This is a genomic window from Clostridium sp. FP1, from assembly GCF_011065975.2.
Lineage (GTDB): Bacteria > Bacillota > Clostridia > Clostridiales > Clostridiaceae > Clostridium_AD > Clostridium_AD tagluense.
In genome coordinates, this window is sequence record NZ_JAAMNJ020000001.1 from 3,746,854 (window position 1) to 3,759,918 (window position 13,065).

14 protein-coding genes are annotated in these 13,065 nt (G+C 33.4%); 3 read left to right on the forward strand and 11 right to left on the reverse strand.

The genetic code is table 11. The annotated features are described in order from the left end of the window. Positions 1–66 precede the first annotated feature (66 nt). The 3 genes from G9F70_RS18285 (at position 67) to G9F70_RS18295 (ending at position 2,399) form a co-directional block, all read left to right on the forward strand. A complete protein-coding gene (locus G9F70_RS18285; protein ID WP_164944542.1) occupies positions 67–606 on the forward strand; it encodes a nitroreductase family protein in 540 nt (179 codons plus the stop codon). Between the two features lie 132 nt (positions 607–738). Continuing rightward, complete coding sequence (locus G9F70_RS18290; RefSeq protein ID WP_164944543.1) at positions 739–1,737, forward strand: NADH:flavin oxidoreductase; 999 nt, start codon at positions 739–741, stop codon at positions 1,735–1,737. A gap of 101 nt (positions 1,738–1,838) precedes the next feature. Continuing rightward, a complete protein-coding gene (locus G9F70_RS18295; RefSeq protein WP_164944544.1) occupies positions 1,839–2,399 on the forward strand; it encodes an alpha/beta fold hydrolase in 561 nt (186 codons plus the stop codon). A 350-nt stretch (positions 2,400–2,749) separates the two neighbouring features. On the opposite strand, the gene nadC is transcribed toward G9F70_RS18295, so the two are convergent. From nadC to G9F70_RS18350, 11 genes are all read right to left on the reverse strand, one after another. After that, on the reverse strand, positions 2,750–3,586 hold the full coding sequence (gene nadC, locus G9F70_RS18300) for a carboxylating nicotinate-nucleotide diphosphorylase (protein ID WP_164944545.1): 837 nt from the start codon (positions 3,584–3,586) through the stop codon (positions 2,750–2,752). Beyond that, positions 3,567–4,868 (reverse strand): L-aspartate oxidase, encoded by a 1,302-nt coding sequence (locus tag G9F70_RS18305; RefSeq protein ID WP_164944546.1) that lies wholly within the window; start codon positions 4,866–4,868, stop codon positions 3,567–3,569. The genes nadC and G9F70_RS18305 overlap by 20 nt, the downstream gene beginning before the upstream one ends. Positions 4,869–4,872: 4 nt before the next feature. Next, entirely contained in the window at positions 4,873–5,781 is a 909-nt protein-coding gene (nadA, locus tag G9F70_RS18310; protein ID WP_164944547.1) for a quinolinate synthase NadA, read from the reverse strand. A 329-nt stretch (positions 5,782–6,110) separates the two neighbouring features. After that, the gene (def, locus tag G9F70_RS18315; RefSeq protein ID WP_164944548.1) at positions 6,111–6,587 is read right to left on the reverse strand and encodes a peptide deformylase; all 477 of its coding nucleotides are present in this window, start codon (positions 6,585–6,587) and stop codon (positions 6,111–6,113) included. 154 nt (positions 6,588–6,741) lie between these two features. Then, the gene (locus tag G9F70_RS18320) at positions 6,742–7,413 is read right to left on the reverse strand and encodes a V-type ATP synthase subunit D (protein WP_125003956.1); all 672 of its coding nucleotides are present in this window, start codon (positions 7,411–7,413) and stop codon (positions 6,742–6,744) included. A 2-nt stretch (positions 7,414–7,415) separates the two neighbouring features. Then, a complete protein-coding gene (locus tag G9F70_RS18325; RefSeq protein WP_125003954.1) occupies positions 7,416–8,798 on the reverse strand; it encodes a V-type ATP synthase subunit B in 1,383 nt (460 codons plus the stop codon). Beyond that, positions 8,791–10,563, reverse strand: a complete 1,773-nt coding sequence (locus tag G9F70_RS18330) for a V-type ATP synthase subunit A (protein WP_164944549.1) — start codon at positions 10,561–10,563, stop codon at positions 8,791–8,793. Before G9F70_RS18330 ends, G9F70_RS18325 begins: the two co-directional genes overlap by 8 nt. Positions 10,564–10,580: 17 nt before the next feature. Continuing rightward, complete coding sequence (locus tag G9F70_RS18335) at positions 10,581–10,889, reverse strand: V-type ATP synthase subunit F (RefSeq protein WP_125003951.1); 309 nt, start codon at positions 10,887–10,889, stop codon at positions 10,581–10,583. After that, entirely contained in the window at positions 10,882–11,883 is a 1,002-nt protein-coding gene (locus G9F70_RS18340; RefSeq protein WP_164944550.1) for a V-type ATP synthase subunit C, read from the reverse strand. The genes G9F70_RS18335 and G9F70_RS18340 overlap by 8 nt, the downstream gene beginning before the upstream one ends. 66 nt (positions 11,884–11,949) lie before the next feature. Then, positions 11,950–12,549, reverse strand: coding sequence for a V-type ATP synthase subunit E (locus G9F70_RS18345; protein ID WP_164944551.1), 600 nt, complete (start codon positions 12,547–12,549; stop codon positions 11,950–11,952). A gap of 33 nt (positions 12,550–12,582) precedes the next feature. Then, entirely contained in the window at positions 12,583–13,059 is a 477-nt protein-coding gene (locus tag G9F70_RS18350) for a V-type ATP synthase subunit K (protein ID WP_164944552.1), read from the reverse strand. Positions 13,060–13,065 lie beyond the last annotated feature (6 nt).

Genomic DNA, 13,065 nt, shown 5'->3' on the forward strand with positions numbered 1-13,065 from the left:
AGTGGGAGACTTCCTTCTGAAATGTCGTTAAAATATAAAATTTAAGAATAATAAGGGGATAATAGTATGATTAAAGAAATTGAAACACGCAGAAGTATAAGAAAATACAAAAATAAGCCTGTAGAAGATGAAAAGATTCTTCAGTTGCTTGAAAGTGCGAGAATTGCTCCATCCGGCAGCAACACACAACCATGGCACTTTATTATAGTCAAATCAGAGGAAACAAAACAAAAAATATCAAAAGTATCTCATGATCAAAAATGGATGAACGCAGCTCCTATCCATATCGTATGCGTTGCAGATATACGTGTAAGAATAAATGAAGACATAGACATATCACTAAATGAGAATAGTCCAGAACCAGAGCTTAAGCTTATAATTAGAGATACAACTATTGCAATAGAACACCTAGTACTTGAAGCTGAAAATTTAGGCTTAGGTACTTGTTGGGTCGCTTGGTTTACTCAAGAAGAAATTAGACCAATATTAAATATTCCTTCAGATAAATATGTGGTTGGTATTATTCCTGTTGGTTATGCAGATGAAACACCAAAAGCTCGTCCACGAAAGAAATTTGAAGAAATAGCACATTATGAAAAATGGTAAAAATTAATATATGAATCAAACCTGTTAATTCGCAACTTCCTTAAGTTGCGTCACAACTGTAAAAAATTGTGACACACTGTAATAAAAAAAGATGGAGAGACACCGATATATATTTTAAATAGGAGTGATAAAATGAATAAACTACAAGATACTTTAATAATTAGAGGTAACGCAATCAAAAATAGAATTGTAATGGGGCCTATGTTTACTTTTTCATTTAAAGGAAATAATGGCTCATTTTATGGCAAGCAACATATTGAGCATTATACAGAGTGTGCAAAGGGTGGTGCTGGTTTAATAATTGTTCAAGCTACTAATGTACTTGGTGCGACGAATTCTACCAATAAGTGGTCAACTGACAATATAACAGCATTAAGGCAAATTGCGGATAACTGCCATAAGTATGATGCGACTATAATGATGCAGCTTTCCTGTGGCGATGTGAATATTAACGATATATCAGTTACAGAAATTCATTCAATGCAGATGGACATGAATCAAGCAACCATCTCAGCTTGTAAAATTGGCTTCGATGGTGTTGAATTCAACTTTGCCCATGGCTTTACCCTATGCAAGTTTCTAGATGCCTCTTATAATCAGCGAACTGACCAATATGGTGGAGATGCTGTAAATAGAACAAGAATCCTAACAGATATTTTGTCAGAGATTCGAGAAAATACTCATGAAAGATTTATTATTAGTCTGCGTATGGGACAGTATTTACCAGAAAGTAAAGATGGCGTTGAAGTGGCCAAAATCTTTGAAAACGTCGGCATCGATTTACTACATATCTCATTTGGTATGAACCCTCCTATACATACTGTTCCAGTAGGTTTTATTTGCAGTCCCTTGACCTATAGTGGATGCGTAATAAAAAAAGAAGTAAATATTCCAATTATCGCAGTCGGTGAAATTCGTTCAGAAGAACAGGCTAGATTCTTAATCGAAAATGATTATGTGGATTTTGCTTGTGTAGGCAGAGGTATATTAGCTGATCCTGAATTCGCTAACAATGTAATAAATAACAAACCAATAAATAAGTGCTATGGGTGTAAGTCGTGTTTTTGGTATACTGATCACATTAAATGCCCTGCAATAAAAAAAAGAATACAACGAAAAATATTACTTTAAAATGCTATAAGGTATTGTTTTCACTCCTCTGGTAATGTTTATTATAGTTAACATAGTACAGGCTATTAGTCAATTAAATATAAAAAGTTAGGAGAGCAAAAATGTCGATGGTTAAAATAAATGGAATAAATTTAAACATTAAAATACAAGGTGAGGGGGAGCCTTTAATACTTATACATGGACTCGGTTGCGATAATACCCAATGGAATACCGAAATTCAGAAACTTTCTAGAGAGTTTAAAACAGTTTTATTAGACTGTAGGGGACATGGAAAATCCGATAAACCAGATAGTTATACATTAAATGATCATATTCAAGATATTTTATCTATAATGGATACTTTTGGGTTTAAAACTGCAAATCTTTATGGAGTTTCAATGGGAAGTTATATTGCGCAAGGTGTAGCAATTTCACAACCTCATAGAATAAAAAAGCTAATCTTGACTGTTCCTAAATCAAATGGTTTAACATCATCAACTCAAAGATTGATAAAGGAGCATACGGGAGAATTGGAAGGGGTAAATCCCTCTTCTGATGGGATGTTATGTGCTTCACTAATACCAAATGCAACCTTTATTGAAATGCAATATTCAGGGCATATACCTATGATTGAGGAGCCAGAATTATATAGCAACATAATTAATAAATTTCTAAGTGAATAAATTAAACATCTTACTAAGAGATGAGAATCAAATGTAATAGATAACTCATTTAGCTATGAGGGTTACGAAATACTTAAAGCTGAAAATGAAGTTGCCCTCGTGCTTTTGGATATTATGATATTTCAACCTTTAAGTAAATATACTCTTATCATAACTAATATACTTGTAATTTCGTAATAATTAGTTTGCAAAGCAGCATAATTGTAAAATCTATAAAGACTACTGTGGGAATAGGAAGTTTTTCCGCAGTGACTTGCAATAAAAAACCACAAATCTATTGAAATTTCATTGCAAGGCACATAGGAGAAACTTGATAGGATTCTTAAAGTCGTAGCGGATTGTCATTATTTTTAACTATTAATTAAATTCTTCATACTCAAATCTAATACCCTAAAAGAGTGGGTCAACGCCCCTACAGAAATATAGTCAACTCCGCTACTAGCCACTTCCAAAATATTATCTAATGTTACATTTCCAGATGCCTCAACTAGTGCTTTTTTATTAATTAACTCTACAGCTTTTTTCATAGTAATAGCATCCATATTATCTAACATTATAATATCCGCACCAACTTCTAAAGCCTCATTAATTTGCTGCAAAGTTTCAACTTCAACTTCGATTTTTTTAACAAAGGAAACATTCTGGCGTATAATACTAACTGCCGCTTTTATTCCGCCCGCCGCACTTATATGATTTTCTTTTATTAATACACTATCAGATAAATTGTATCTATGGTTACATCCTCCACCAATTTTTACAGCATATTTTTCAAATATCCTCATATTAGGTGTAGTTTTTCTTGTATCCAAAATCTTTACGGTGCTACCTCGCAATTTATCTACATAGGTTTTAGTTAATGTGGCGATTCCACTCATTCTTCCAAGAAAGTTTAATGCTGTTCTCTCCCCTGTCAAAATGTGTTTTGTTTTTCCACTTAGTTGTGCAATACACTGCCCTTCACACACTTCATCTCCATCTTTTTTAAAAAACTCTATATTCACCTCTCCCAGTATTTTAAAAACCCTTTCAAATACAGCAAGTCCAGCAATTACTCCATTTTCTTTAGCTATTAAATCAATACTACAATTACACTCATCACTTACAATAAATTCTGTTGTAATATCATTTTGAGGTACATCTTCTTTTATTGCCTCTATAAGAATATCATCAATAATTAACCAATTCATTCCTTATACCCTCTCCCATTTTCTTGAATTTATCTACAACTATAGTTTTATTAATTTCTCTATAATCTTTAATTCCCTTTAAATCATTTAAATCTTCATAATTTAAAAGGTCAGTACTATCAATTGACTTATTTATAAATTGTGAAGCTCTTCTAGAAAAAACTAAGGCCTCCAATAGTGAATTACTTGCTAGCCTATTTGCTCCATGTACTCCCGTGCAGCTCACCTCGCCACAGGCAAATAAATTCTCCATGGATGTTCTAGAACTTAAGTCAACAGCAATTCCGCCCATGTGATAGTGTTGTACTGGCGTTACTGGAATTTTATTTTTTGTAATATCTATACCCCTTTGCAAACAGTGATTGTAAATACTTGGAAACCTATTAGTTATATAATCCTTGCCTTTAAATGAAATATCTAAAAACACAAAAGGCAGACTACTCTTTTTTTCTTCTCCATAAATTGCCTTAGCAACTACATCTCTTGGTAGCAGTTCGTCTACAAATCTTCTACCATATTCATTTAGAAGTTTGGCGCCCTCACCTCTTAGCGATTCTGATATGAGGAATTTCTCACAATTCAAATTATCATCATATAGTGCAGTTGGATGAAATTGCACATAGTCTAAATCAGAGGTTTTAATCTTATGTCGCAATGCAATAGCTATGCCATCCCCCGTTAAGCTTCTTCTATTAGTTGAATTTTTAAAGAGACCTCCAATACCACCTGTTGCTAAAACAGTTGCCTTAGAATAGATATTTATTCTTTTTTCACCTTTAGTTGCAATACCTCCACAGCAGATATTATTTTTAGTAATAATATCAACCAAAGTAGTATTTTCTAATATACTCACATTTTTTTTATTTCTTAATGCTTCTAGCAAAGATAAAAAAAGTTCTTTTCCGGTTTCATCCTTTCTATGGACAATTCTATTGATGCTATGTGCACCCTCCTTTGTATATTTAAATTCGCCATTTTCCCTGTCAAAGCTTACCCCAAGATCTTTTACTTTATTTATATTACCTATGGATTCATATACTAGAGTTTGTACCGCTTTTATGGAATTTTTAAACTTCCCTGCTTTTAGTGTATCTTGTATAAACAAATCAAAATCACTTTGATCTCTAGCTACTGAAATCCCACCTTGAGCTAGAAATGTATTACATTTATTTACTTCATCTTTAGTTATTAGAAGTATATTTAAGTCTTCTCTTAAATTCAATGCAGAGTATAAGCCCGCTGCACCAGTTCCAACTATTAGCACATCTACATAAATATCCATTAAATCACCTTGCCATTTCATGCATTGCATTTAGACATTTCTGTGCTGCGCGTCTTACATCTTCGTCTAAGGTTATTTCATATTGCTTACTTCGAAGACTATTATAAACATTCTCTAAGGTGGTTTTTTTCATACTTTTACAAATCATAGGTGTCTTCGGTGTTATGAATTGTTTATTAGGATTTTTATTTTTAAGTTCATAAAGTATACCTTCCTCTGTTACAATCATGTACTTTTGGCCGCTGTCATCACTGGCAAATTTAATTATCTCTCCAGTGCTTCCTATAAAGTCAGCTAGTTTTCTAATTTCACTATTACATTCAGGATGAACTAAAATTTTTATATCTTTATCCGAATTTTTCACTTCAATAATCTCTTCTGCGTTTACAAATTCATGCACACAGCAAAAACCATTCCATAAAATCATATCCACATCGGGAGCTTTTTCATTTATATATTCACCTAGATTTTTATCTGGTATAAAAATTATTTCCTCCTTATCTAAGCTATTAATTATTTTTAATGCATTGGAAGAAGTACAACATATATCGCTTTCGGCTTTAACTTCTGCTGTTGAATTTATATAACATATAACCTTTGCCTTTGGATGCTGCTTTTTTAGCTGCCTAACATCTTCCCCATTAATCATATCTGCCATAGTACATCCCGCCTCTATATTGGGAAGAAGCACTGTTTTTTCTGGTGAAAGTATTTTTGCACTCTCAGCCATGAACTTTACCCCACAAAATACTATAGTATCTTCATTACATTCTTTGGCTATTTTACTAAGATAATAAGAATCTCCTACAAAATCAGCTATCTCCTGAATATCATCATTTTCATAATAATGCGCTAGAATCAAAGCATTTTTTTCTACTTTCAATTGCTGAATCTTTTCTTTTAACTCTTGCATTTATTTATACACCTCTTTATATATGCGTATACAGGTGTATATACACCTGTATTACCTACTATAATAGCATTTGTGTAGTAATATATCAATATCCTGAGAAAATAAAAAAAGGCATACTCTATGATATTAAAATCACATAGCATGCTCTTCTTACAGTATTTTTTAACAATATATATATTTTAAGGACATTATGATTGTCTGCCATGTAGAACGCTAAACAATTAATAACTGTTTAGCGTCTATTAGGAATACGATGGGTTGACAGAAGAGTTTATTCTTATATTATGCTAGCAATATATACTTTTTGTTATAGCATAATCTAAGAATAATTACTCTTCCTCTTCAGCTAACTCGTACATTTCCTCAGCCTTAGACATATATAGTATTCCATCTAAATGATCAATCTCATGGCAGAAGGCTCTTGCAAGTAACCCTTCAGCTTTATAAGTTACTGGTTTTCCTTTAATATTCATTCCTTCCACTGTAACATTTGTAGGTCTAAAGACTTCACCCTCATGTCCCAAATAACTTAAACAACCCTCATAATCCTTTTCATTTCCTGACTTTGATGTTATTTTAGGATTTATAACTATTATCGGTTCTTCTTCTTCATCGCCTAAATCAATTAAGATAACCCTTTTTAAAACGCCTATTTGAGGAGCTGCAAGGCCTATGCCATTACCCTCATAAAGTGTATCCATCATATCGTCTACTAAGTTTAATATTTTACCGTCTACCTTGAAAACCTTGTCACAAATCGAATTAAGACGTTTGTCCCCATATTGTAAAATCTTTCTAACTGCCATATGCATTCTCCTCTACCTTATATTAATTGCTTTCCAACGCAATAAATTTTAGTTTATTATATTTTATATTCTATTATAAATAGCTCTATACATCAATATATATTTTCATCAAAAAAAATTAAGGTGTCACAAAACCACCTTAATTTCATCATGATTACCCGCTAATTCTCTTTGCTTCTGCTATTCGTTGGGTTTCTTCCATCATGCTTTTAACCTTCATAAGTCTAGTTAAAGCACCTCTTTCATTTTCACCAAGCTTCATTTTTATATACTTTATGGTTTCTTGAAGTTGAGGTATTATCATATATTCCAGGGCATTAACTGTTCTTCTGGTTTTTTCAATTTCGTCTGCCATGAGCTGACAAGATTTTTCTACTTCTGCAAGTTCTAAAAGCTTTGGCAAAATTAAATATAACTTTTCTATAGCTCCATCAAGCTCTCCAGAAGTATTCGCAAATCCATAAGGATATATGCTACCAGGATCATCTTCTAATTTTCTTTTAAATTTCATTATGGGAACATTAACACTCATAAGATTTTTTGTTGCAACTTCTACAGAAATACTTTCTTTTGGGTAGGCAATAGCCTCCTCTAGAAATTCTGAAGACATTAATGCACTTGCCATAAGAAAATCCTTATAAGAATTTTGTAATTCTTCTTCAACTTTTTTCCTAAGTTCATTGTTATGTTTTATAAGATCAATAAATCTTCTCATAAGTTCATCTTGTTTATCTTTTAATAATTTATGTCCACGAGTTGCTGTACCTAATCTTTTTTTAAGTTTAGTAAGCTCCATTCTAGTGGGATTGACATTTAACCTTGTCATGCTTACTCACCCTCTTTTTTAGGTAAATATTTTTCTACGTATTCATCTCTAATCCTCTTAAGTTCATTTCTTGGTAGAATAGATAGAAGCTCCCATCCTAAATTTATTGTTTCATCAATAGTTCTATTAGTTTCAAATCCTTGCGCTACATATTGCTTTTCAAAAGCATCTGCAAATATTGCATATTTTTTGTCTGCCTCAGATAAAGCTGACTCTCCTAATATAACTGCTAGCTCTTTTGCTTGTTTACCTTGAGCATATGCAGCAAATAATTGATTCATTGTATCCGCATGATCTTCACGTGTTTTACCTTTACCTATACCCTTATCTTTAAGTCTTGATAGTGAAGGTAGAACATCTATTGGAGGCATAATTCCTTTTTTATAAAGTTCTCGACTTAAAATAATCTGTCCTTCAGTTATATATCCTGTCAGATCTGGAATCGGATGAGTTATATCATCTTCTGGCATTGTAAGTATAGGAATTTGAGTTATTGAACCTTCAAGTCCTTTAATTCTTCCTGCTCTTTCATATAAGGTAGAAAGGTCAGTATAAAGATATCCTGGATATCCACGTCTACCTGGAACTTCTTTTCTTGCAGCTGAAACTTCACGTAGAGCTTCACAGTAATTTGTAATATCCGTCATAATTACAAGAACATGATATCCTTTTTCATAAGCAAGATATTCAGCTGTAGTCAGTGCCATTCTAGGTGTAGCTATTCTCTCAATTGCTGGGTCATTTGCAAGATTCATAAACAATACAGTCCTATCAATAGCACCAGTATTTGTAAAATCGTCTACGAAAAATTGTGCTTCCTGAAAAGTTATTCCTATAGCTGCAAATACAACAACAAATTTGGAATCTGAATTTACTACCTTAGCTTGCCTTGCTATTTGAGCCGCAAGTTGCGCGTGTGGAAGACCTGATCCAGAAAATACTGGTAACTTTTGTCCTCTAACTAGTGTATTAAGTCCATCAATAGCAGAAATACCTGTTTGAATAAACTCTGAGGGATAATCTCTTGCCACCGGGTTTAGTGCTTCTCCATTAATGTCGAGTCTCTTATCAGGAATAATTTTAGGTCCGCCATCTTTAGGCCTTCCAAGACCGTCAAAGACTCTTCCAAGCATATCTTCTGAAACACCAAGTTCCAGTGGTCTACCTAAGAATTTAGCCTTACTACCCTTTAAGTTAATTCCTGCAGAACTTTCAAATAACTGAACCATTGCTTTATCTTCATTTATTTCAAGTACTTTTCCGCTACGAATTTCACCATTTTGTAGCTCTATTTCTACTAGTTCATCATATCTAACGCCTTCAACTTTCTCTACAACCATTAGTGGTCCTACAACTTCTGATATGGTTCTGTATTCTTTAATCACGAGCAACTCCTCCTTCCGTTATTAATTTTTCTATTTCGTCGGACAAGGCTATAAATACATCATCGATTTTCGACATTTCAGTTTCTGAAATATATTTTACTCTTGCTATTTTATCTCTTGCTTCCATTTTTAATATCTTATCTAAATAAACTCCTGCAGTCAAAGCTTTTTCAGCTTCAACATGGAATGCTATAACGAGCTTTAGCATTTTATATTGTTTATCTAAAGATGAATATGTATCAACCTCATGGAAGGCGTTTTGTTGTAGATAATCTTCTCTAATTGACTTTGCAACTTCTAATTTCAATCTATCTTTTTCAGAAAGAGCGTCTACACCTACAAGTCTTACTATTTCATCAAGCTTTGCTTCTTCTTGCAGAAGAAGCATGGCTTTAATTCTAAGTTCAGTCCAATCCTCTGCTACGGTATCATTCATCCACTTAGCTGTTTGATCTAAATATAGTGAATAAGAATCCAACCAATTTATTGCTGGAAAATGCCTTCTATAAGCAAGTTGGGCATCTAGTCCCCAAAACACTTTAACTATTCTAAGGGTTGCTTGAGTAACTGGCTCAGATAAATCTCCACCTGGAGGTGATACTGCACCAATAACTGTAATTGCTCCTTCGCGTTCACCATCTCCAACGCAAACTATCTTTCCTGATCTTTCATAAAAATCAGCTACACGTGAACCAAGATATGCTGGATATCCCTCATCACCCGGCATCTCTTCAAGTCTTCCGGACATTTCACGTAGTGCCTCTGCCCATCTAGACGTAGAATCCGCCATTAATGCTACAGAAAAACCCATGTCTCTAAAATACTCTGCAATAGTTATACCTGTATATACAGAAGCTTCTCTAGCTGCAACTGGCATATTAGAGGTATTTGCAATTAGCACTGTTCTTTTCATTAATGATTCGCCTGTTTTTGGATCTTTAAGTTCTGGGAACTCATTCAAAACGTCTGTCATTTCATTTCCACGCTCACCACAACCTATATAAACTACTATTTCAGCGTCTGCCCATTTCGCAAATTGATGCTGAACTACAGTTTTTCCACTTCCGAAAGGACCAGGAACACATGCAGTACCACCTTTTGTTACTGGGAAGAAAGTATCTATTACTCTTTGACCTGTAAGTAGTGGCTCTACTGGATTTAATTTTGTAGCATAAGGTCTTCCACGTCTTACTGGCCATTTTTGCATCAATGTAATTTGCACAATACCCTCTGAAGTTTGCACTTGCGCAACTGTATCTTCTACAGTATACTCACCTTGAGTTATAGAAGTTATAGTTCCAGAAATCCCCTTGGGTATCATTATTTTTTGAGTTATAACAGTAGTTTCCTTAACTGTACCTATAACGTAACCATAAGAAACTTCATCGCCAACCACAGCCGTAGGAACAAATTCCCATTTCCTACTTCTATCTAAAGGCGAAACATTTACACCTTTTGTTAAGTAATTACCAGCTATAGCTCTTATTGCATCAAGAGGTCTTTGAATACCATCAAACATTGATTCCATAAGTCCTGGTCCAAGTTCCACACTTAAGGGCTCTCCGGTAGACACTACTGGGTCTCCTGGTCCTAGGCCTGATGTTTCCTCATATACTTGAATGGAGGCTCTATCTCCTCTCATTTCGATAATTTCGCCAATAAGACCTTTTTCTCCAACCTTAACTACGTCATATATATTAGCTTCGTCCATGTCTTTTGCAACAACTAATGGGCCAGAAACTTTTACAATTTTACCGATTTTCAAGTTATCTCCCTACCCTTCTATAAAATATTTACGCCCACCGCTTTTTCCACGTTATCGCGAATTCTTTGCATTCCTATATTTAGCGAGCCCTGATTACTTGGTATTAATATAACGGCCGGAAGCATCTGTCTGTTATACCTTTTGATAGTTTCATCTAAATGCTGAGCTATCTGCTCTGTAACAAATATAACCGCATAATTATCTAATGCCATTTTATCTATAGCTTTTCTAGCTTCTTCAATTTCAATAACAGGGTATACATCAATTCCGAGAGCTTTAAACGCAAGTATTGAATCTTTATCTCCAACTACTCCTACTTTATGCATAAACCTCACGCACCCTTTCTCTTATAACCGAAGTATCAACATTATTTAATTTTCCAACCATAATTATTCTTATTATTTTTATTTCTGTTTCCTTGGCTAGGATATAAGCAAATACTGGTTCAGGTCCAAAAGTAATATACTTAGCAACTTTTAAAGTTTTCATAATATAGTTTTCTGAAAGCTTTTCAAGAGCGGAGAGTTTCCCAGTTTTTATATACTCTTCTAGTCCCAATTTTATAACGTCACCATATTTTAATGAAGAAAATTTAGCTGCCATGTTTTCAATAGTATCATCAAATACTCTTAATAAAATATCATTAGCTATATCTCCACCAGAAAGCATAACTTCTTTTAAAAATTCTACATCCTTCTCTTGCCTTTTTAATCTAATAATTGATTTTATATTACAAAAATTTATACTTGTCACAACATAATGGATTATAAAATCAATTTTTGTTTCTTTTGCCCGTTCTAATATATCTATATACATATATTTATCTATTATAATATCTATCTTTTGAGGATCCTTAAGTTCATTGTAGACTTTTTGTGCCTGGATTATAGCTTCTCTCATCTTAGGATTTAATTCCCTATAATCTTCCACTGTCATGTATAATTTAAGTTTTTCTATATCCACTGTACCTACGGGAATTAGCATATGAGAAAAGTCCTTATTTAAAGCTTTACCTTTTAACATTACCTTGATATTGTGGTAATCATATTTTAAGCTCATAATATCTACTATAAGAGGGTCTGGAGAAACACTATACATAAGGGAATATACGCGATTTAATTCCTCCTTAAGTAGTATATTGTAGTCCTCTGGCCTTTTTACATTTACCATTAAACTTGCATATTCAGTTTCTTGCAAGATTTTAATCACGTCTTCCGCGGAGGTACTATCAATCATTCTCTCAACCTTTACATTACTCAGGAGTCTTGTTTCTAATACTCTTAGCCTAGCCACAGCTTGTGTAAAATTCATTTTATCCATATATGGCTATCCTCCTTGTTTTGCTTAAGATAAGATAACAATTATTAATTGTTATCTTACTTAAATTTATTTGAATAATTCTTCAACAATTTCTGGTTCTAGCTCAGCTCTTAAAGAGTTAACTAGACTTTCAAAAGTATTATTAATTTCTATGCCATTTTTAAGTACTATAAATCCACTATTTATGTCCCTAGGCTGATCACTTAACTTTATTTCGCCTATTTTTCCAACGGCTTTTAGTCCTGTATTTATTTGGGATAAATAATCTTCGCTTACAATGCTTTTATATTTCCCAGGAAGTATTATTTCTTCATCCCCTGCTATTGGCATTGATAAAAGATATTTTTTTACAAGTTCCAAATATTCATTTTCCCCCATTACTAAAAGATTTTCTAGGGATTTCGCAAATACCTTATCAATCATCTTTTGCATAGCTACTAATTTTTCATTTCTAACTGTTAGCTTAGCATTTGATATAATTCTTTGTTTAACTGTAATAGCTTCAATTTTAGCTTTTTCTAACATCTGTACCTCTAGTTCCTTGGCACCTTTTACTTTACTTTCTATCATTGAAGCTCCATTATCTTTAGCTTCCTTCAATATAGCCTCTGCTTTAATACTCGCATCCTCTACTATTTTAGAAGATAAATTTTCTAAATTTGACATATCTCCACATCCTCTAAACTCTTAGTTTTAAAATTAGAATGTCTTACTTACGAGTATTATTGAAACAACGAATGCTAAAATCGCATAAGTTTCAACCATTGCTGCAAGTATAATAGCTTTTGTGCTATGCTCTGGTTTTTTAGCTACTATTGCAATACCAGCTGCAGCTGTTTTAGCCTGAGATATTGCTGAGTATAAACCTACAAATGCTATTGGTAAGCAAGCCATAAATAAGTACATTCCCTTATCTAAGCTCATAGCCGTAGCTAATTTGGGTAGCACCATAAGTCCTATAACGAAACCATAAAGTCCTTGTGTACCTGGCAATAATTGAAGAATAAGAGCTTTACCAAATTTTTCTGGTTCTTCAGTTGTGAGTCCCGCAGCGGCTTCCCCAACTATACCTACACCTCTTGCTGATCCTATTCCCGGTAAAATTACCGCTAGTGCCATTCCTAATGCTGCAAAAACATATCCACCATTTTTACCTAAAAATTCCATGAACGTCATAATTAA